19 protein-coding genes are annotated in these 21,454 nt (G+C 53.6%); 11 read left to right on the top strand and 8 right to left on the bottom strand.

What is annotated here, in order from left to right:
* Window positions 1-60: 60 nt before the first annotated feature.
* Both MTHE_RS01325 and MTHE_RS01320 read right to left on the bottom strand, forming a co-directional pair.
* Window positions 61-495: an ACT domain-containing protein gene (locus tag MTHE_RS01325; protein WP_011695457.1), complete on the bottom strand. Its 435-nt coding sequence runs from the start codon at window positions 493-495 to the stop codon at window positions 61-63.
* Window positions 496-508: 13 nt separating this feature from the next.
* Window positions 509-1,813: a phenylacetate--CoA ligase family protein gene (locus tag MTHE_RS01320; protein WP_011695456.1), complete on the bottom strand. Its 1,305-nt coding sequence runs from the start codon at window positions 1,811-1,813 to the stop codon at window positions 509-511.
* 318 nt (window positions 1,814-2,131) lie between these two features.
* On the opposite strand from MTHE_RS01320, the gene MTHE_RS01315 reads away from it, so the two are divergent.
* Window positions 2,132-4,201 carry a minichromosome maintenance protein MCM gene (locus MTHE_RS01315; protein ID WP_011695455.1) on the top strand — a complete coding sequence of 690 codons (2,070 nt, stop codon included), beginning with the start codon at window positions 2,132-2,134 and terminating at the stop codon, window positions 4,199-4,201.
* Between the two features lie 189 nt (window positions 4,202-4,390).
* Window positions 4,391-5,668, top strand: coding sequence for a sugar phosphate nucleotidyltransferase (locus MTHE_RS01310; protein ID WP_011695454.1), 1,278 nt, complete (start codon window positions 4,391-4,393; stop codon window positions 5,666-5,668).
* Window positions 5,669-5,741: 73 nt separating this feature from the next.
* On the opposite strand, the gene MTHE_RS01305 is transcribed toward MTHE_RS01310, so the two are convergent.
* Together MTHE_RS01305 and MTHE_RS01300 are read right to left on the bottom strand one after the other, a co-directional pair.
* The gene (locus MTHE_RS01305) at window positions 5,742-6,176 is read right to left on the bottom strand and encodes a deoxycytidylate deaminase (RefSeq protein ID WP_011695453.1); all 435 of its coding nucleotides are present in this window, start codon (window positions 6,174-6,176) and stop codon (window positions 5,742-5,744) included.
* Window positions 6,177-6,576: 400 nt separating this feature from the next.
* Entirely contained in the window at window positions 6,577-7,395 is an 819-nt protein-coding gene (locus MTHE_RS01300; RefSeq protein WP_175265670.1) for a UbiA family prenyltransferase, read from the bottom strand.
* A 670-nt stretch (window positions 7,396-8,065) separates the two neighbouring features.
* Here MTHE_RS01300 and MTHE_RS01295 point away from each other — a divergent pair.
* From MTHE_RS01295 to MTHE_RS01270, 6 genes are all read left to right on the top strand, one after another.
* The gene (locus MTHE_RS01295) at window positions 8,066-9,541 is read left to right on the top strand and encodes a glycoside hydrolase family 57 protein (protein WP_175265669.1); all 1,476 of its coding nucleotides are present in this window, start codon (window positions 8,066-8,068) and stop codon (window positions 9,539-9,541) included.
* A 34-nt stretch (window positions 9,542-9,575) separates the two neighbouring features.
* Window positions 9,576-11,408 carry an amylo-alpha-1,6-glucosidase gene (locus MTHE_RS01290; protein WP_011695450.1) on the top strand — a complete coding sequence of 611 codons (1,833 nt, stop codon included), beginning with the start codon at window positions 9,576-9,578 and terminating at the stop codon, window positions 11,406-11,408.
* 112 nt (window positions 11,409-11,520) lie between these two features.
* Complete coding sequence (locus MTHE_RS01285) at window positions 11,521-12,222, top strand: TIGR00266 family protein (protein ID WP_011695449.1); 702 nt, start codon at window positions 11,521-11,523, stop codon at window positions 12,220-12,222.
* A gap of 130 nt (window positions 12,223-12,352) precedes the next feature.
* Window positions 12,353-13,315, top strand: a complete 963-nt coding sequence (gene mch / locus MTHE_RS01280; protein WP_175265668.1) for a methenyltetrahydromethanopterin cyclohydrolase — start codon at window positions 12,353-12,355, stop codon at window positions 13,313-13,315.
* Between the two features lie 228 nt (window positions 13,316-13,543).
* Entirely contained in the window at window positions 13,544-14,662 is a 1,119-nt protein-coding gene (locus tag MTHE_RS01275) for a radical SAM protein (RefSeq protein ID WP_011695447.1), read from the top strand.
* Window positions 14,663-14,992: 330 nt separating this feature from the next.
* Window positions 14,993-15,370: an arsenate reductase ArsC gene (locus MTHE_RS01270; protein WP_175265667.1), complete on the top strand. Its 378-nt coding sequence runs from the start codon at window positions 14,993-14,995 to the stop codon at window positions 15,368-15,370.
* 41 nt (window positions 15,371-15,411) lie between these two features.
* Here the strand turns inward: MTHE_RS01270 and MTHE_RS01265 are convergent, their stop codons facing one another.
* Window positions 15,412-16,749: a glutamine synthetase family protein gene (locus MTHE_RS01265; protein ID WP_175265666.1), complete on the bottom strand. Its 1,338-nt coding sequence runs from the start codon at window positions 16,747-16,749 to the stop codon at window positions 15,412-15,414.
* 129 nt (window positions 16,750-16,878) lie between these two features.
* On the opposite strand from MTHE_RS01265, the gene purD reads away from it, so the two are divergent.
* From purD to MTHE_RS01250, 3 genes are all read left to right on the top strand, one after another.
* The gene (gene purD, locus MTHE_RS01260) at window positions 16,879-18,285 is read left to right on the top strand and encodes a phosphoribosylamine--glycine ligase (protein WP_011695444.1); all 1,407 of its coding nucleotides are present in this window, start codon (window positions 16,879-16,881) and stop codon (window positions 18,283-18,285) included.
* Between the two features lie 142 nt (window positions 18,286-18,427).
* Window positions 18,428-19,402, top strand: a complete 975-nt coding sequence (locus MTHE_RS01255) for a bifunctional N(6)-L-threonylcarbamoyladenine synthase/serine/threonine protein kinase (protein ID WP_011695443.1) — start codon at window positions 18,428-18,430, stop codon at window positions 19,400-19,402.
* A gap of 109 nt (window positions 19,403-19,511) precedes the next feature.
* The gene (locus MTHE_RS01250; protein ID WP_175265665.1) at window positions 19,512-19,973 is read left to right on the top strand and encodes a hypothetical protein; all 462 of its coding nucleotides are present in this window, start codon (window positions 19,512-19,514) and stop codon (window positions 19,971-19,973) included.
* Window positions 19,974-19,977: 4 nt separating this feature from the next.
* Here MTHE_RS01250 and afpA read toward each other — a convergent pair whose 3' ends face one another.
* The 3 genes from afpA to MTHE_RS01235 form a co-directional block, all read right to left on the bottom strand.
* Window positions 19,978-20,547 carry an archaeoflavoprotein AfpA gene (afpA, locus tag MTHE_RS01245; RefSeq protein WP_011695441.1) on the bottom strand — a complete coding sequence of 190 codons (570 nt, stop codon included), beginning with the start codon at window positions 20,545-20,547 and terminating at the stop codon, window positions 19,978-19,980.
* A gap of 142 nt (window positions 20,548-20,689) precedes the next feature.
* Window positions 20,690-20,998, bottom strand: coding sequence for a DUF1894 domain-containing protein (locus tag MTHE_RS01240; RefSeq protein ID WP_011695440.1), 309 nt, complete (start codon window positions 20,996-20,998; stop codon window positions 20,690-20,692).
* A complete protein-coding gene (locus tag MTHE_RS01235) occupies window positions 20,986-21,444 on the bottom strand; it encodes a DUF1890 domain-containing protein (RefSeq protein ID WP_011695439.1) in 459 nt (152 codons plus the stop codon). Before MTHE_RS01235 ends, MTHE_RS01240 begins: the two co-directional genes overlap by 13 nt.
* Window positions 21,445-21,454 lie beyond the last annotated feature (10 nt).

Here is a 21,454-nt window from a genome sequence, read left to right as displayed (position 1 = left end):
CTGTACAGGTCTCTCCCCATAAACTCTGATCCTCTCCTGCCATCCCTGACGCGTCGCCCATCAGATCTTCTGTATCTCCTCAGGTGTTGCTATCTTGACGCCCCTCGAGCTCAGGGTTCTCCTCGCAGCATCTATATCATCGACACGCATTATCAGCATCGCCTTCTCAGATTTTGCGGTGACGAATGCATATGCGTAATCGATGTTGATGTTGTTCTCCCCCAGGGCGCTGACTATCTCATAGAGACCGCCTGGCGTATCACGCATCTCGACCGCCAGCACGTCTGTCATAGAGACTGTGAATCCGGAGTCACGCAGAACATCATAACCCTTCTGCGGGTCGTCGACAACCATTCTTATAACACCAAAATCGCCGGCCTCTGCGATGGTCATCGCTCTTATGTTGACTCCAGCATCGGAGAGCGTCTTCGAGACCTTGGCCATCCTGCCAGGCCTGTTCTCCACAAAAAGTGATATCTGCTTTATCTCGCTCATCAAAACCACTCCCTTACACCTTACGGGTATCTATGACCCTTTTTGCCTTTCCCTCAGAGCGCGGTATGACACCCGGCTCCACCAGCTCAACCTCTGCGAAAATATTAAGTACGTTCTTCAGCTCCTTGGAGATCCTCCTGTTCAGCGCCATGAGATCGCCTATTCTGTCGCTGAAGCCCCTGTCAGTGAGCTCCACCCTGACTTTCATCACGTCAAGCGCGCCCTCTCTGCTGACAATAATCTGATAGTGTGGCCCTACCTCTGGTATGTTCATCAGCACAGATTCGATCTGGCTCGGGAAGACGTTTATACCGCGGATCACCAGCATGTCATCTGTTCTTCCGAGAATCCTCATTATTCTCGGATGCGTGCGGCCGCATTCACACGGCTCGGATTCCTTGATCGTGAGATCACCGATTCTGTATCTTATGAGAGGCATTGCCCACTTGTTCAGCGTGGTCACAACCAGCTCTCCCTGCTCTCCATCCTCGACCTGCTCCCCTGTCTTCGGATCGACGATCTCTATGAGGAACATGTCAGCCCATACATGGATCCCATTCTGGTGCTGGCACTCTGTGAATAGCGGTCCGCTTATCTCGCTCGTCCCGTATATGTCGTAGGCCTTGATGCCTGTTATATCTTCTATTCTCCTCCTCGTCTCAATAGACCATGGCTCTGCGCCGAATATGCCCACCCTGAGTTTGGTGTCATCTCTTATGGAGACCCCCATCCTCTCAGCGACCTCTGCTATATGCAGGAAGTATGATGGTGTGCATGCTATTGCAGTGCTCTCCAGGTCCTGCATCAGCTCGATCTGACGCTCCGTGTTTCCAGTGCTTGTGGGGAGAACTGTAGCACCGATCCTCTCCGCCCCGTAATGGAGCCCGAGACCGCCTGTGAAGAGCCCGTAGCCATAGCCGACCTGGATGACATCGTTTCTGCCCAGCCCTATGGATGTCAGGGCTCTCGCGAGCGACTCTGTCCATGCCTCAATATCGCCCTTCGTGTATCCGACAACAGTCGGCTTGCCGGTTGTGCCGCTGGAGACGTGGTATCTCACGACCCAGTTCTTCGGGAGGCAGAACATTCCTGTCGGATATGTATTTCTAAGATCGACCTTTCTTGTGAAAGGAAGCTTCGTTATGTCATCCAGCTCCTTCACATCATCAGGCGTGACGCCGGCCTCAGCGAAGCGCTGTCTGTAAAAAGATGAGTGATCGTAGACGTATCTCGTTACAGCCTTCAGACGGTCAAGCTGGAGCGCATAAAGATCCTCAGCAGGCATGCGCTCCATATGCGGATCCCAGTATCCTGACATCGGTATCTACCTGCGTGCTATGATGTGCATCTATGATAAAAAAGAATCGATGAGCTGGATGGACCTGTCCGGGCAGCATTAACATCTCCTCGCGATGTGGGACGTGTCCGAATACAGATTAAGTGTCTCATACCTCCAAAAGCAGTATGGCCCAAACTTCTGGCTTCAGCTCTTATCTGGACACTTCCTGCAGGTAAGACTCAAATCGGGAGCGAGGCACTGTGTTTTATGGCTGGTTTCAACTCTCAATCGGATACATCCCTCAGGTGAGGAGAAGTGTTTATACCATCCTGTGCATCTCTCAGTGGGGGCACCCTGTTGTCGTACGATCCTGTTTCAAAATGGGAGGAGTTCATCCGCTCCAGGTACTGGGACGATCTCCTGAAGCTTGCGGAGTCGTATCCATCAACAAGAAGCCTGATCGTGGATTTTGCGGATCTCGACAGATACGACACAGAGTTCGCGGACGATCTTCTCGAGAACCCTGATGTGATGCTGGATGCCGCTCACACCGCCCTTCAGGAGATAGTGCTTCCTGTGGATGTGGATCTGAGCGGAGCTCATGTTAGGATTGTGAACCTGCCGCAGCACCTCAAGACCAGGGATCTGAGAAGTGATCACATCGGGAAGCTAATAGCCATCGAGGGCCAGGTCAGAACAGCGACAGAGGTCAGGCCGAAGATAGTCAGGGCTGCATACGAGTGCCAGAGGTGCGGGCATGTTTTTTATGTTGATCAGTCCGGGACGAAGTTCATCGAGCCCTATGAGTGCCCGAACGAGGCCTGCGACAGAAGAGGGCCGTTCAGACTGCTTCCGAAGAGATCGCAGTTTGTCGACGCGCAGAAGGTCCGCGTTCAGGAATCTCCGGAGGATCTCAGGGGAGGGGAGCAGCCCCAGACACTGGATGTGGAGCTCGGTGACGATCTCGTGGGCAGGATCTTCCCGGGGGACAGGGTGATAATCAACGGGATCCTGAGATCATACCAGAGGACGACACAAAGTGGAAAAAGCACGTACTTCGATCTGTTTCTCGATGGAATAAGTATCGAGATGATGGAGCAGGAGTTCGAGGAGATCGAGATCTCCCCGGAGGATGAGAAGCGAATTCTGGAGCTGAGCAGAGATCCTAATATTTATGAGAAGATCGTGAGATCGATCGCCCCATCCATCTACGGCTATGAGGATGTGAAGGAGGCCCTGGCCCTGCAGCTTGTCTCTGGATTCTCAAAGCGGCTTCCCGACGGGGCAAGGATCCGAGGGGATATCCACATACTTCTGGTGGGGGACCCAGGGGTTGCGAAATCGCAGCTTCTGAGGTACATGGCAAAGCTCTCGCCTAGGGGCATATACACATCAGGAAAGAGCTCGACATCTGCAGGCCTCACAGCGACTGCGATAAAGGACGAGCTCGGTGATGGGAGGTGGACCATAGAGGCCGGGGCGCTGGTGCTCGCTGATAAGGGCATCGCAGCAGTGGATGAGATGGACAAGATGAGCCCGGACGACCGCTCTGCGCTCCACGAGGCCATGGAGCAGCAGACGATCAGCGTTGCAAAAGCGGGTGTCATGGCAACGCTGAAATCGAGATGTGCACTTCTCGCAGCGGCGAACCCGAAGATGGGGAGGTTTGACAGGTACGAGCCGATAGCGCCTCAGATAAACCTCACCCCGGCCCTGATGTCCAGGTTCGACCTGATATTCGTGCTCACGGACGAGCCGAATGTTGAGAGAGATTCGCACATAGCCACACATATTCTGAAGAGCAACTACGCTGGAGAGCTCACGAGTAATAAGCATAATTCATCAATAAACGAAGAGGAGATCGAGAACGCCACGGAGGTCATAAAGCCGGAGATAGAGCCTGAGCTGCTCAGGAAGTATGTGGCCTATGCCAGGAAGAACGTATTCCCGATGCTCACAAGGGTGGCGATGGAGAGGTTCAAGGAGTACTACATCAACCTCAGAAGCCAGGGGCAGGATGGAAACAAGCCTGTGCCTGTTACAGCGAGACAGCTCGAGGCGCTCATACGTCTCGGAGAGGCGAGCGCCAGGCTGAGGCTCAGCAACTGGATCACAGAGGAGGATGTCGATCGGGTTATAAAAATCGTCGAGTCGTGCCTGAAGAAGGTGGGTGTCGATCCGGAGACGGGCATGCTGGATGCAGACGTGATCAGCATAGGGATCAGCAAGAGCACCAGAGACAAGACAAAACAGATGTTGAACATAATCAAGGAGCTTGGAGGGAAGGATGGAGCCCATATCGATGATGTCCTCGATAGAGCTGAGGCGGAGGGAATAGATAGGGATAGAGCAGAGGAGATCATCTCGCGCCTGAGGCAGGAGGGGTCCCTCATACAGACAAGCAGGGGTACGCTGAAGGCGGTGTGAGATGGAAAGGTCGGAGGGTGGTCAGGACATGCTCAAAATCTGGTCTCAGCTGCTCTTAGCGACCTACGAGGGCGACGCACCAACTCTCTGTACCGGTAAGCCTTGCGCTCAGCTCCTTCATTCAGTGGGCTGCTGCGAGCGAGACATCTGAGCGATAGTCTTAATATTTACGAAGTGCTACCCGATTTCATGCCACCGCCAGTCATAGCAACTGTCGGCGGAGGGGGCACACGGTTATACCCTCTCACGCTCTGCCAGCCGAAGCCCCTGGTGGAGGTATGCGACACTGCGATAATAGCAGTCCTATTCAGAGTTCTCGCCATCCAGGGGTGCAGGAGGTTCATACTGGGCAGCAAGGGATTTGAGAACACGCTTGCTTTATCGAACTACTTCAAGGCAGGAGAGGGATTCTTCAAGCGTCTTGGCATAGATGAACACGAGGAGTTCAGCTACCAGCCGCAGTACGAGGACCATGGCAGCGCAGACTCCCTCAGATATTGCATAAATTACTTCAACCTCAACGATGATGTTTTGGTCGTCTCCGGCGATAATCTCATAGATATCGACCTTGAGGAATTCATAGCGTATCACAGGCGCAGGAATCCGATTCTTACTGTGGCACTCAAGGAGCTTCCTAGAGAGGAGAGCGTCTCCCAGTATGGGGTGGCGGAGCTGGAGAGCGATATGCGCATACGCCGATTCGTGGAGAAGCCCAAGGCAGGCACAGAGCCAAGCAGGATGATCAACACCGCGTTCTATCTTTTCTCCCCTGAGATACGAGATGTCCTCGCAGAGATGGGAGACAAATCCCGAGATATCGGAGGGGATCTCATACCCTATCTCACGGAGAACGGCTACGACGTTTGCGGCTATCCGCTCAAAGGCTACTGGATAGACATCGGTACTCCCGAGAGGCTTCTTCAGGCCACCATGAACGTCCTCGCAGGGAAGGTGAGGCATTTCAAATTCAGACATCCTTACAGGGAGAGCCAGTGGATACACCCATCGACTCTTAAACGCATAGGCCCCCTGCTGGAGCGCGGCGATATCGAGCTCAGGGGCAGCGTCTTCATAGGAAGAGACTGTCGCATTGAGCCCGGGGTCGTCATAGAGAACTCACATGTCGGACACACATGCATGATCGAGAGGAATGTTGAAATAAGAAACAGCGCGGTCATGAGCATCTCCAACATAATGCATGGCGTCCGGCTGAACCGGGCGATAGTTGGCAGGTACTCCACAATCGAGGCGCACAGCGTGCTGGATGCGGATCAGTTTAACGGGCGAAAGGGCATACCTGTGGTCGGCGATAACGTGAGGCTCCAGAAGGAATCTGTTGTCGGTCCTGGCACCAGAGTGGCGCCTCTGAGGTACAGCCACATGATCCTCGCCACCGGCAAGTTCCTGGAGCTCGGCTCAGATGAGAGAAACATATACTTCACGCAGAGACCGCAAACTCCAGCATGAATACAGGGTTTGAGTGATCCTCGCCCATGCGTCTGCTTTGCAGAGGCAGCGGCTGACTGAATTATCTCTCCAATCAGATCCTGACGACCTCTATCCCAGCCTGCTCCAGGAACCTCAGCGCCCCCTCGTCCGGGTACTGATTTCTGTAAACGACCCTCCGTATTCTCGCGTTTATCATCATCTTTGCGCAGAGTATGCATGGCTGGTGTGTGCAATAGAGCGTCGCGCCCTCGATGCTCACTCCGTGAAGGGCAGCCTGGATTATGGCGTTCTGCTCGGCATGGACCGCGCGGCAGAGCTCGTGCCTGGTTCCGCTCTCCACCTTCTCTCTCAGACAGCCAGCGACATCACAGTGCTCCAGTCCTGTTGGGGCTCCGTTGTAGCCTGTCGAGAGGATGCGCTTGTCCCGCACAATCACCGCTCCCACCCTGTTTCTGAGACAGGTGGATCGCTTTGCCACAACCGATGCTATTTCCATGAAGTACTCGTCCAGGCCTGGTCTGTCCATTGCTCTGAAGTTGAGCGGAGAAAATTGATATTGCTTCCGGTCGCAGGGATGCACCAAGCTCCCATGACGCACATCACCATTAAGTATACACGGATCCATGCAACATCTGGTCCACACGAAAGGATGCACCAAGCTCCCATAACGCACATCACCATTAAGACAAAAGATTCTGAGGATCTCTCCGAATAAGATAATTGATCCAAAAATGTGCGCCTTACTGCCCCTGTTCTTCACAGACATTCTATCCTTATTTGAAGAATCTGATTCTGATATATGAAAAATATTTATTTAGTGGAATTTTCCTGCTTCCACTTGTATGTCAGGGACCGAACACAGCTCTCTCAGAGAGTCTGGTGTGAATCTCAATTCTGAAATTCGATAGCCATACGGATTCGCAGGGCTATAGAGCATTCAGCAGGTACAGCGCCACACATGCCATCATCCATTCCCCCTCGACGAGCATATCCAGAACCACTGGATTTCGTCTCCTCCTCAGATACGCGATGTATGCGTATCCGTAGAGTGTGAGAGCCAGCGCGATCTCTCTGCTCCCTCCTGGAAGAAACAGCGAGACCGGCAGGATCGTTGTGTTCAGGATGAGCAGCACCAGAACCGTCGGCGTCTCTCCAAGAATTACAGGCATCGTGCGCACACCACTGATTCTGTCGCCAGCAACATCTCGTATGTCGTAGAGAACTGTGTCGATGAACGTCTTGATGAATATGAAGTACAGTACCAGGGCCCATGGACTGCCGTAACCGCTATGAAACACCGGAATGAGCACAGTTACCAGTGCCCATGCGGAGCCAACTACGACGTTCTTCATCACCGGTATGTCCTTCAGCCTCGGGATCCATGGGAGGAGACGCATACCGTAAAATGCGTTTGCAATCACCGGCACGAATACCAGCGGAAGAGCTGCAGGTCTCACGTAAACCATGATGAGGGCGGCTGCAAGGTACGCGGAGAGCGCCAGGACCAGGAAGAATCGCCTCCGCGAATACAGAAACTGCTTCCTTGCCGGCATGTTTGAGATGTCCCGATCGAGATCAACGAGCTTGTCCAGCGTGTAAACACTGAACGACACAAGAAATACAGCGAAGCAGATCATCATGCTCGGCTGGATTCCAAGCAGAAGGCTTGCCATGTACGTCTTGAAGAAGCCTGTTCCTCCGATGAAGAGAGAGGTCACAGCCAAAAAGGCAAGCAGCCTCTCCACAGCATCTATCGCATCTCTGCAAACCAGATAAAAATACTTAAATGGTATTACCTCTCGAAACTGGTTGCTCCATGTCATAAATCGATGTGAAATTGGCCCGAATTTGAAAATTGTCTCTTTTAATCGGTAAATTTTGCTTGAAGATAGCTAAATTGCATTATTTGAGCAAAAATTGGTAATAAATGCCGCGTTATGTTGATTAAGCCCGAATTTAAGTTTTTCTTCGTGTTGCCTGTACTGTTTATAATTACGAGAACTGAGAAATTCGCAGCTCAGTTATTGTTATATTTTCACAGAATTTTGTGACCCGGTGCCCTTTCCTTCGGAACCCCCTCGATCCTGGAGATTCGCGAGGCTGTTCGACTTAGGGTGCAGCATCTCTGGAGCCGAAGCCAAGTAGAAGCATGTTGAATTATCTGCACGGCGCCAGAGACAAGCTCCAGTCTTCAGGCCGGAGTAGTTGACATTCGTGAACGCCGGCGCATTTGGAGCAGGCGGGAGATTTGGACGAGCTCCAGTCTTCAGGCCGGAGTAGTTGACACGCCTGCACATGAGATTGAGGATCTGACATCCTATTTCCAGGACGGCGCCTCCCTCTCTTTAGATCCCACAGACTGTGGTAGATCCATGGGCAAAGCAGTATATTCATAAACAACAGATGTTCGAGCATATGACAGATATCTCCATCAGCTTCGAAGTCCATCAGCCATTCAGGCTCAAAAAGGAATTCTTTTGGTCAGGCAGCATCTTCCGGAGGACCAGGCCGCATCATGATTTCTACTTTGATGATATAGAGAATCGCAACGTATTCGAGAGGGTGGCAGAGAAGTGCTACCTTCCCGCGAACAGGATCATGCTGGAGCTCATAAAACGTTTCTCTGATACAGATCGCCCGTTCAAGGTCGCATACAGCCTCTCAGGTGTGTTCGTGGAGCAGTGCAGAAGGTACAGACCGGATGTACTGGATACTTTCATAGAGATGGTGGATACCGGCAATGTGGAGATACTCGACCAGACGTACTATCATTCACTCACAAGCCTCTTCGACAGAAAGGAGTTTCGCGAGCAGGTGAGGATGCACAGAGAACTCATGTGGGACATCTTTGGCGTTAAGCCCACAATATTCGAGAACACAGAGCTGATCTACAATGATGAGATCGCGGCGATGGCTGAGGATATGGGCTACAGGGGGATATTCGCAGAGGGCGTCATTGCTGATCCGAATCACGTTTACAGGCCTGAAGGGTGTAGGAGCATCTCACTGCTTCTCAGGAATTACCAGCTCACCGATGACATAGGGTTCAGGTTCTCATCGAGGAACTGGGAGGAGTTCCCGCTCACAGCGGACAAGTATGCAGCATGGCTCGCAGCAACCCCTGGGAGATGCATAAACCTCTTCATGGACTACGAGACCTTTGGGGAGCACCACTGGCCTGAGACGGGGATATTCGAGTTTCTGAGATGCCTTCCCGGAGAGATCCTGAAATGGAAGAATCTGAGATTCTCCACGCCAGCTGAGATCGTTGAGAGAGTGGAGCCCTCGCGCACCGTGAGCGTCAGGAGCGCCAGATCATGGGCGGATCTGGAGAGGGACACAAGCTGCTGGCTCGGGAACGCCCTCCAGTGGGCCTGTTACACATACCTCCAGAATCTCCAGGGACCGTCGCGGGAGGCCGGAGAGGATACGCTCAGAATATGGAGGCTCCTCAGCCTGAGCGATCACCTCTACTACATATTCACACATGGCGGCGGCCCGGGGGAGGTGCACAGCTACTTCAGCCCCTACGGGAATCCGTATGATGCTGCTGTTACATACTTCAGCGTCCTCTCAGACCTTCACCGTCGCCTGTCAGAGATCCTGGACATGGCAGATCATCCATTCGTGCTCTCCACAAAGGATGGCGCAGAGATCGGAACCGCCTGGAGCACACAGGGAATGGTGAATATGCTCAGCAGAGCGGATACGGATACTCTGGAGCATCACGCATCGCTCGGAAGCTTCGCCACATGGGCATCCCAGAGCCTAGGTGACGAGCGCCTTGCCAGAGCACTGAGAAAAGCATCAAAGCTGAAGGGCGAGGATCTCAGGGGTGCTCTGCTGGATGCACTCAACAGGAGAATGAAGAGGTCTGCAAAAAAATCGTGATGATGGCGAAGTGACATCTTCAGAGGGTGAAGAAATGATTCCCTACAGTGATGGGATATCCAGGGAATGGATTGTGACAAATGGAATTGGAGGATATGCATCGTCCACATCCATTGGTGCAAACACCAGGGCGTATCACGGCCTTCTGATAGCATCGCTCAGTCCGCCGGTGGACAGATGGCTTCTGCTCTCCTCTCTTGATGAGACCGTTAACGGTATCGAGCTGGCAAACCATCAGTATCCAGGTGTGGTGCACCCACGAGGGTTCATGTATCTTGAATCATTCACTGCAGAGCCTGTGCCCACATATCTATACAGAGCGAACGGTATCGAGGTCGTAAAGCAGATCTTCATGGTCCATGGGGAGAACACGACTGTTGTGAAGTACCACATCTCTGGAGATTCTCATATCAGGATCATGCCCCTTGTCACATCGAGGTGCTTCCATGCTGTTTCGGGCAGGCCAGAGATACGCCAGGAGATTATGGAGAGGGGCACCCTTCTTAGATCGAGATGCAATCTCCACCTTTTCTCAGACCGCGCGAGGTACGTGAGAAACGAGGTCTGGTACCACAACTTTGAGTATGAGATCGAGAGGGTGCGCGGGCTGGGCTGGGTGGAAGACCTCCTCTGCCCGGGGTGGTTTGAGGCTGATGTGGAGAACGAGCTGGATCTCTGCATTACCGCATCCACGAGGATGGTTGATGCAGACGACTCGGTATTAACGGATGAGCTGAAAAGACAGAGCAAACTCCTTTCCACACTTCCTGAGGAGATGAGGTCGCTCGCTATCGCTGCAGATAGCTTTCTGGTCCGTCGCGGCAGCGGCATGAGCATCATCGCTGGGTACCACTGGTTCGACGACTGGGGGAGGGATGCCATGATCGCCCTTCCTGGTCTTCTCCTCTGCACTGGCAGGTTTGATGATGCCAGAGCGGTGCTCAGAACATTCTCAGAACAGATGCAGGATGGCCTGATTCCAAACGATCTGGGGGCAGGCTCTTACAACACGGTGGATGCGTCACTGCTCTTCATAAGAGCTGTGTGTGAGTACCACAGGTTCTCCTCGGATTCATCTTTTATCAGAGAGCTCTGGCCCACGCTGATGGGCATCATCGAATGCTACACCACCATGACGCCTGTGGGATACATGGACTCCGATTGTCTCATATCATCCTCAGAGGGCGCGACCTGGATGGACGCGCGAGTTGATGGCCGGTGCGTTACTCCCAGGGCTGGAAAGTGCGTCGAAGTGAATGCGCTCTGGTACGAGGCCTTGAGGTCTCTGGAGGAGCTCAGCGAAGCCGCAGGCCTGGAGTGGAGGTGGCACGGCCTGGCAGAACGCGTCAGGCGCTCATTCAGGCGGTTCTGGAACCCTGCGGGTTATCTTTACGATACAATAGATCCATATGATGGGTCGGTGAGACCGAATCAGGTCGTAGCTGTCGCGTTCTCCCACGGGCTTTTATCGCTGGAACGGACGCGTGCGGTTGTGAGAAATGCGACTGAGGAGCTTCTCACCCCCTATGGTCTCAGAACCTTATCTCCCAGAGATCCGGCCTACATCGGGCGCTACGAGGGCTCCCCCAGAGAGAGGGATCAGGCATACCATCAGGGCACCGTCTGGCCGTGGCTGATCGGGCCGTACATCACCGCTTACCTCCGAGCGAGCAGGTACAGCAAGAGGAGCAGGATGCACGCGATCTCTCTCCTCAGACCTCTCCTCGAGGAGCGCCGCTACGGCATTGGAACCATCGCAGAGGTGTACGATGGCGATCCGCCGCACAGGCCTGGCGGATGCATATCACAGGCATGGTCTGTGGCCGAGGTGATACGCGCGTTCCTCGAGGCGAGGGACGGAATCTAGAGGAGATGTTGAATTTGGAGATAAGCGAACAGCATGTGGAAACCATCCGTTCGGCCGTGGGAAGAGAGATATCCAATGGTCCAGAGAGCAGTGCATTACATGGGGTTTTGGAATGAGTCTTAGATACACCATTCTTGGAGATGATCTCCAGGTCCTGGAGGTCCAGATGGCTCCGGGTGAGAGCATAAGATCAGAGGCGGGCGCGATGCTCTTCATGGATGATGAGATAGATATGAGCGCGTCCACAGGAGGCATCATAAAGGGGTTGAAGAGAGCAGTGGCAGGGGAGGGTTTGTTCATAACGAGCTTTACCAACCGATCTGATGATATGAAAAGGATGGCGTTCTCCGCGCCCTTTCCGGGAAAGATACTGCCACTCAATCTTGATGAGTTTGGAGGACAGCTTCTATGCCAGAGGGGAGCCTTCCTCTGCGGGGAGAGCGGTGTGGAGATTGAGTTGGCATTCACAAAGCGTCTTGGTGCGGGCTTCTTCGGTGGCGAGGGTTTTGTCCTTCAAAGACTGAGGGGCAGGGGTATGGTGTTCATCCATGCCGGAGGTGCTCTGATCACTAGAGATCTCCAGGAGGAAGAGGTGATAAATGTTGATACAGGATGCCTCGTCGCCTTCTCGAGAGACGTGGATTACGATATACGTTTTGTAGGCGGAATAAGAAACGCGCTCTTCGGCGGTGAGGGAATTTTCCTGGCGAGGCTCAAAGGGCCTGGGAGGGTTTACCTGCAGAGCCTTCCGCTCTCCAGGCTCGCGGATCGAATCCTCCAGGGGAGAGTGGTCAGCTCAAATAACACAGAATGAATTCATGGAAATGAGAAGCACGACTCGTCGCAGGCCTGAAGACGGGGAATCTTCGTGGTCCTCCCATGCAGATCTGGACGATTTGTTTATATCCAATCTCGCACTCCTCGCTCGGGAAAGGTGATCATGTTTGATGAGCATAAACGAGATGGGCTTTGAGGTCTTCGAGGAGATGCTCGATCTGGCCGATGATCTCAGAGTCGATGTGATAGAGCTGGAGAACGGCGCGGTTGTTATAGATGCTGGCGTTAAGGCGCCCGGCGGCCTCTGGGCAGGCATATTCATCAGCAGGATATGCATGGCAGACCTGGCCGACATCCAGATCGTGCCGTACGGTCTCAAAGGCATATCAGTCCCGGGAATACAGGTCACCACAGACCATCCCGCGATATCTTGCATGGGGTCGCAGTGCGCGATGTGGCAGATCAAGGTCGACAAGTACTTCGCGATGGGCAGCGGACCTGCGAGGGCTCTTGCCCGGAAGACGAAGGATCTTTACGAGAGGATCGGGTTTGATGAATACTCGGATGTCGGGGCAATTGTTCTGGAGGCGAGCAGGATTCCAGATGCGGCTGTGGCTGCTCGAATAGCTGAGATGTGCGGAATAGAGCCATCTGACCTGAGAATCGCTGTGGCTCCGACCGACTCTGTGGCGGGCATGGTCCAGGTATCTGCCAGGATTGTCGAGACAGGTATGCACAAGCTCTTCACCATGGGTTTCGATATAACAAAGATAAAAAGCGGCTGGGGCGTGGCTCCGATCGCGCCGGTGGCCGGCGACGCCACGATGTGCATGGGCGCGTCCAACGATGCCATAATCTACGGCGGCGATACGTATTACACAATTGAGTATGAGAACCTAGAGGAGCTCAAAGATTATGTGAGAAAGATGCCATCATCTGCTTCCAGGGACTATGGCGTGCCGTTTTACAGTGCATTCAAAGCAGCAGGCTTCGACTTCTTCAAGGTCGACCACAATATCTTCGCTCCAGCGAGGGTCGTGATGAACGAGCTGATATCTAGGACAACTATCGTGAGCGGAAGGCTGAACCATGATGTCCTGATGGAATCATTCGGGATCCAGGTACTCTGATCCCACCAATTATTGGGCCCTGTCAGTGCGCTGCAAATCTGCACAGAAACTCCATATGCAATAAAAAGGCGTGCCAAAAGATGAAAGCGTTCGAGATGCTCTCTCCAAAATGGATCAAGGGGGTTGACGCTGAGTGTCGTGCTTTTATGGTAAACTCGGATACACCCGAGATCACTTTCGCCCCGCATGGGCAGATGGTATTTACTGTGAGGGTAGAAGAACGGCACGATGGAACGGTCGATCCTGGCACGTGGTGCGAGCTTCGATCTCGAGGACGTTGATATTAAGGTTCAGGCGCTCAGCAGAAGCACCAGATACGACAGGTGCTGCCACAGACGGAATGATGACTCGCTGATCTACAGTGCCTCAGGACGCAATGGCTGCCATGTGCGCCTCTTCAAGACTCTCTTCACCAACGAGTGCTATCATCAATGTGGCTACTGCCCCAATGCAGGGACATCAAATGGATGCTCCTACACTCCAGAGGAGCTTTCCAATATAGTGAGCAGTCTGAGAAGAGAAGGGCTCATTGACGGCCTCTTCCTGAGCTCCGGCGCGGGCAGGGATGAGGATTCCACGATGGAGGAGATGCTCGAGACTGTGCGGATTCTCAGGGAGAGGCACGGGTTCTCAGGATACATCCACCTCAAGATTCTCCCTGGGACATCCAGGCACCTGATAGAAGAGGCTGTGGAGCTCGCTGACAGGGTGAGCATCAACATCGAGGCACCATCGATGGATGTGATGCATGAGCTCAGCCCGACGAAGGATTACGAAAGGGACATACTGGACAGGCAGATGTACATACGTGACATCCTGGCGAGACGCTCCAGAGGCTCCCAGACGACACAGCTTGTGGTCGGCGCAGCAGGTGAGACAGACCTCGAAATATTCCAGAGGGTTGTAAAGGAGTACAGGGAGATTGGGGTGAGCAGGGTCTATTACAGCGCATTTGTCCCTATCAAAGGGACGATCTTTGAAGGAAAACAACCGCAGCTGAGATGGCGTGAGAGCAGGCTATACCAGCTCGACTGGCTTTATAGGGTCTACAGACTCTCCCCCGAGCAGATCAAAAATGTCTTCGACGATTATGGATTTCTCATCAATCAGGATCCAAAGGTCATTCTGGCCGGAGAATCGCTCGACCTGCCACTCGATGTGAATGAGGCCGATTTTCAGAGCCTGATACGAGTGCCTGGCATAGGGCCGGAGAGCGCACGCAGGATCATCTCATACAGGAGGAGGGAGAGGATAGAGAGTCCATCAGATCTCATCAGGCTCGGCATCAAGAGGAAGGCGATACCGTACCTGAAGATAAACGGATGGGTGCAGAAGAGGCTCTTATGAACTGGTTGCAGCTGATCTGGGGCATGGAGCTGCAGAACTTATCGATCGGCAATAAACGCTGGTCGCGTACTCGCTTTACTGAAAATCATCACTAGAATCGAATGCAAGGGACTTATTTGACGCCAAACACCCATTGCTTCACCCGTTAGCGCTATTCAGTAATCTGGGTACGCGACCTAAACGCTTTCTTGGAGATTTTGATACGAGTACATTACGCGGAGACAGCGGCTGACAGGAGATTTGTTATCGCATCGTTCTTTTATTGGAGATCATGAGTACATTACCTCATGCCGGAAGGTGTTTAACAGTGTGTTCTCCACACAATCTCTCATGAAGAAGAGGGTGCTTTTCGTTTGCGTCCACAACTCCGCCAGATCCCAGATGGCAGAGGCCCTTCTCAGGGCGCTCAAAGGAGATAATTATGAGGCGTACAGCGCAGGCATCGAGCCCACAGAGGTGGATCCGAACGCTGTGAGCGCGATGGCAGAGATCGGCATTGATATATCAGAGCAGCGATCGAAAGGGCTTGATAGCATGAGGGATATCCATTTCGATACAATCGTAACACTCTGTGATGCCGCGGATTCGTGTCCCTACATTCCAGGAGTTCACATGCACAGAGCCTTCCCGGATCCAGCGGGTGGTGGGATTAACGCTTTCAGGCGCGTGCGTGATGATATAAAAAGATGGATCGAGGATACGTTCTGAGAGGGCTGAGCTGTCCGCCCCGGAAAAGGGTGCGGCTGGGCTCAGATTATGTTGATGTACCGATCGATCTCCCACTGATGGACATATGTGTTGTAGTTCCTCCACTCGAGTTTTCCGAGCCTGAGCAGGTTGTTGACGACATGCTCGCCCAGTGCATCTCTTATTACTTTATCCTCCTCGAGCGCGACAAGCGCCTCATGCAGGTTTGACGGCAGCATTCTGACCCCGAGCTGGTCCAGCTCAGCCTGTGATAGCCCATACAGGTTGAGATCAAGCGGCTCTCCTGGGTCTATGCCTTTCCGTATTCCATCCAGACCGGCTGCAAGTATTGCCGCAAACGCCAGATACGGATTGCATGACGGATCTGGAGACCTGAACTCTATGCGGGTCGAGAGGCCCCGCGCCGCAGGAACTCTTATGAGGGAGGATCTGTTCGGACCGGACCAGCTGATGTATACTGGTGCTTCAAATCCGGAGACAAGACGTTTGTACGAGTTTATCAGTGGATTTGCGACTGCAGTTATGGCCGGAGCATGCTCGAGCAGTCCTCCCACGAAGTACCGCCCCACGTCGCTGAGATTGTACGGCCTCTCTGGATCGAAGAACGTGTTCTCCCCCTTTCTGAAGAGAGATATGTTGACGTGCATCCCGGATCCGGCCTGGCCATATATCGGCTTGGGCATGAACGTCGCGCGCAGATTGTTCTTCAGCGCGATCGTCTTTGTGACGTACTTGAATGTGACGACCTTGTCGGCGTTGCGGAGAGCCTCATCATAAACAAAGTCTATCTCATGCTGGCCCCTTGCAACCTCGTGATGCGCAGCCTCCACGGTGAACCCCATCTCTATGAGCACCCGAACGATCTCCCTCTTTACATCCTCCGCCAGATCCACGGGGCCGAGGTCGAAATAGCCGCCGAAGTCATGTGGCTTTGTGCCGGATCCGTTCTCCCTCTCAAAAAGGAAGAACTCTAGCTCCGGGCCGACGTTCATCGTGTAGCCCATCTTCGCGGCGACCTCGAGATTTCTCTTCAGAACATACCTGGGATCACCTTCGAAGGGAACTCCTTTAGAGGTGTAAACATCACATATGAGCCTGGCCTCGTTCGTCCCGCCCATCGATCTCCAGGGCAGTATGCAGAAGGTGTCCAGATCCGGCTTCAGTACCATATCAGATTCCTGGATCCTCGCGAAGCCCTCGATCGAGGATCCATCGAACGATATGCCGGTCTTGAACGCCTTCCCGAGCTGCGTTACAGGAATCGCGACGTTTTTAACTATGCCCTGAATATCAGTAAACTGCAGCCTTATGAACTCGACATTTCTGTCGCGTATTATCTCCAACAGCCTCTCCTGAGTCTGCAAATACAACACCACCATAGTGGCACAATTTCTGAGCGTGAGGTTTTACATGATTTCGCGGCGCTCAGAGTCGCCTGATCTGTGGCATGATTGGGGGATGGCTTATAAATATTATCTGCACGCCTTTCCCGATCGAGTTGGGTATAGATGGCTGGCGCAAGGATTCTTGTTGTCGATGCAGGGGGAAGGGGCAATGCGATAGCCCACGCCTTTTCAAGGAGCCCTTCTGTTGAGAAGGTCTTCGTGGCTCCGGGAAATGCGGGGAGCAGTCTCCTGCAGAAATGCTCCCAGGCAGATGGCGCCCAGATCAAGAGCATCGATGAAATGTTATCATTCGCGGAGAGGAACAGAATCGATCTCACATTCGTGGGCCCAGAGGGGTATCTCTCGGCGGGAATAGTAGACGCTTTTGAGGAGCGCGGCCTTGATATCGTCGGGCCGGAGAGGCGGGCTGCCCTGCTGGAGGGATCCAAATGCTGGACGAAGGATCTGCTGAGCGAGATAGGGGTGCCGGTGCCGCCTTACAGGAATTTCGATGATCCTGATGAGGCAAAGGAGTTCGTCGATCAGTTCTATGATACCCACCCCGGGGAGAACCTTGTAATAAAAGCGGACGGGCTCGCAGCAGGCAAGGGCTCTGTGGTATGTTCCTCAAGAGATGAGGCCCTCTCCACGGTCGAGAGGATCATGGTCGAGCCCAGGATCTTCGGGGATGCTGGAAACAGGATCGAGATCGAGAGGAGGCTTGAGGGGAGGGAGCTGATGTTCTTTGCCATCGCGGATGGCAAAAACATACTTCCGCTCGAGTCGGCGATGGACTACAAGCAGGCCTTCGCGCCCGATGAGATCACAGCGATAAGGCTCTTCAACAGGCTCTCAGGCAATCCGAACCTCGAGAACAACCCGAACACCGGGGGCATGGGTGGCTTCTCACCGCATCCCTGGCTGGATGATGATCTCAGAGAGACGATCATGTCTAGGATAGCTAGGCCGACGATGCGGAGGATCTACGATATGGGTCTAAGGTACAGGGGCTTCATCTACTTCGGCCTGATGATCATGGAGCGCGATGGCGAGCGGGAGCCATACGTCCTGGAGATCAACGTCCGTCTGGGGGATCCTGAGGCAGAGGTGATCTTACCCAGGCTCAGAACGGATATGTACAGGCTGTCGCGCGCTGTTCTCGACCAGAGGCTCAACGAGATCGAGCTGGAGTGGAACCCTGAGTATCACCTTGGAGTATGCGCTGTCAGCGGTCGGGTTGTCAAGCCTGTCTCCAGCGGATCTGAGGAGCGGCCAGGCTATCCCGGAGCACACTATACCAATATCCCGATAAGGGGCCTCGATAAGGTTGATCCAGATGTTCTGGTGTATCACAACGGCACAGCATTTGGTGATTCCGGAAAGATCTACACAACCGGAGGAAGGGTCCTGACACTGGTCGCAAAGGGATCGTCGCTTGCAGAGGCGAGATCGAAGGCATACGACAACATAAGGAGAATAAGGTTCAACGGGATGCGGTACCGAAAGGATATAGGTCTCGACTACCTATGAGTTCTCACAGCATGATTTGCAGTACAAACCATTTGTCAAAGTATGTGAATAGCATGGGAGGCCCTGCGCATGAAGGGCGCGGTGGTCATAAAGATAACATCAGAGCGTGAGATCATCTCTTTCAAAGGAAATGTGGTGTGCCATGTACGTCCTTGGTATTGAGGGCACTGCCTGGAATCTCAGTGCAGCGATCGTGAATGAGGATGATGTGATCATAGAGAGGGCTGCAACATACACGCCTGCAAGGGGAGGTATTCACCCAAGAGAGGCGGCGCAGCACCACTCAGAGCACATCGGCCCGCTGCTGAGAGAGGTGATCCAGGGCGCCAGAGATCTCGGAATAAAGATCGACGGAGTCGCGTTCTCTCAGGGGCCCGGACTCGGGCCGTGCCTGAGGACGGTCGCGACTGCGGCCAGGGTTCTCGCTTTGAAGCTCAATGTCCCTCTCGTCGGCGTGAACCACTGCATAGCTCATATCGAGATTGGGAAATGGAAGACCGGAGCCAGGGATCCTGCGGTGCTCTACGTGAGCGGCGGAAACTCCCAGGTTCTCGCCCTCAGGCGCGGTCGCTACAGGATCTTTGGCGAGACCCTGGACATCAGCGTCGGGAACATGCTTGACAAGTTCGCACGCTCAGTCGGTCTTCCGCACCCTGGAGGGCCGCGGATAGAGGAGCTCGCCAGGAATGCAAAGGAATACATACCGCTTCCCTACACCGTCAAGGGAATGGACTTCTCCTTCTCAGGGCTTGCGACCGCTGCAGCAGAGGCCGCCAGGAGATACGATCTGGAGGACGTCTGCTACAGCCTCCAGGAGACCGCATTCGCGATGCTCGTCGAGGTCACAGAGCGCGCGATGGCACATGCTGAGAAGAAGGAGGCAATGCTTGTCGGTGGAGTCGGGGCGAACCGGCGGCTCGGAGAGATGCTTAGGCTGATGTGTGAGGAGCGCGGCGCGAGATTTTATCTCCCTGAAAGGCGTTTCATGGGCGATAACGGATCGATGATAGCATATACAGGGCTGGTGATGCTCAAGAGCGGCGTGAGCACGCCGATTGAGAGCTCAGGCGTCAGGCCTAATTACAGGACAGATGAGGTCGAGGTGAGATGGGCCTGAGACCCGCTGTCAGAATGTATTCGCTTATGCAGGAGATTGATTTGGTGTCTGCACACCTATTCACACATAGATCTGCACATGGCAGGGGAGAGCTGGTATGAGGTCGCCCTTGAGAGCAATACAGCTTGCGATTATTTTGTGCGCGTGCATGCATACGGGATCCGGCGGTGTGACCGTCATGCTGACCACCGGAGAATCTCTCCAGTTCGCCGGGAACCTGACGCTTGTGGTGGAGGATGTGGACCCACAGGCCGGCAGGGTGTGGCTATCGCTTTACACCAGTGGCTCACCGGTCGCATCATCCGTGCTGGGCATTGGGGATCATTTTGTTTTCTATGGAGTAAAACGCATGGATCTCCAGGTCATCAACATCTACGCCGGAGGAGATCGAGACCTGGTTGTCCTGGATGTGATAGAGGGCATTCTTGCAAGCCCGACAGGGGTTCTCAGGAATGCCAGCTATGAAGATGCAGATGAGGCAAAAAAGGTGAATGCTGCTCCAGGTTTCGGCTCTCTGGAGATGCTCCTCGCGCTGAGCCTGGGAGCTCTTGCATCTTTATGGCAGAACTAAACAGTCACGGTCTGCCGAAATGCTTCTCGAATACCCCAGGAATCTCATCGACTCCCCTCAGAACAAATGTCCCATCCATTGCCTCCAGGCGCCTCACGTGCTCCACGTCCTCACGCCGGATTCTCAGCTTCAGATCCCTTCCGTCAGGCAGCTTTGTGATGGTGACACCCTCTTCGTAGTCGGATGGCATTATGTACAACGGTACATATGCCTTCTGCGCCATTATCGCAGCATTGGTCAGGAGTGTGTCGGCCAGACGAAGGGAGATCTTGGCGACGGTGTTGGATGTTGCAGGTGCTATGATGAGGAAAGCAAACTTTCCGAGCTGCAGCTGTCCGGCCAGGAACGGCGCGTTCGCATTCGCCTCCACCCATATCTTGTCGAAGCTTGCCTCCAGCTCGTTGAAGAGCTTGTAGTACTTGACAACCTGGTCCCCAGCCCTTGATATGTAGACCCTGATATCCACAGCATCCCTGTACATCTCCTGCACGTTCTTCATCATGTCCACAATCTCCGGGAGCCTGTCACCGCTTCCGGTTATCCCCCACGCCACCTTTGGTTTTCTGTCGGACATGATATACAAGATGCCAATGATCTGAATAAAATTTTCGAAGCTAATGTGATAGAGACCTCATATGGTGAGCCCGGCCAGCTCAAAACGACTCATGTGACAGAAGAGGTGTGCAGAGGACATAGCCGAACTGCTGTGGCTGACGTCAACGCCTCTTCAGGGATCTCATGACCTCCTCCCTTCCAAGCTTTCTGACCCGCTCAGCCTCAGCCTCGTCCCTGTGCTTCAACACAAAAGTGCCATGGCATGGCTTTGTGTAGGGGAAGACTATGCTCCCATCCTTCATGATGCCAACCGCTATCGGCGGAGCTCCGATTATATATTCGCCGAACAGCCTGAACCCTGGCTGGAAGTGATAGCACTCGTCGCAGCTCGACTCTATGTACTCCCTGGCCTCTCTGAACGATATCCCCCGCAGCAGAATCTGGGGTTTGAGCATCTCTATACAGCCCATGTCAGAACCTCGTCGATCTTTTTCTTCAGCCCGAGAGGGTTGTGGACTGCCCTCTCCGCGATCTTCTCTGCATCGAAATCAACTGTGCCGGCAAGCTCCTCTGCATTCCTGCCGAAGATTATCACGAAGAACCTTGCCTCTGGAAGAAGCGCCCTGACAGTGGCGGCGTATGTGATCCCCGCATCGTTGTGAGCGAAGGCGAAGCAGATGCCGAATGATCTTCTTCCCTCAACAATATCTGCGATGGTTCTCTCGAGCTCTATCAACCTTCCCAGATAGCATCTCTTCCTGTCTGCGACCCTCGCGAGGTTGAGCGCTGCGGGATTTCCAGCGATGAATACCTTCAATCCTTTATCCCTGAGCGCCCCTGAGAGGTAGAGCACAAGGCTCATCTGTACCGGTACCTCAGGGCACCCCATCAGAAGAAGCGCATCGGGGTTGCTCATGCATCCTCCA

The organism is Methanothrix thermoacetophila PT, assembly GCF_000014945.1.
Lineage (GTDB): Archaea > Halobacteriota > Methanosarcinia > Methanotrichales > Methanotrichaceae > Methanothrix_B > Methanothrix_B thermoacetophila.
The sequence above is the reverse complement of the archived record's forward strand: the minus strand, read 5'-3'. Positions and strand labels throughout refer to the sequence as shown.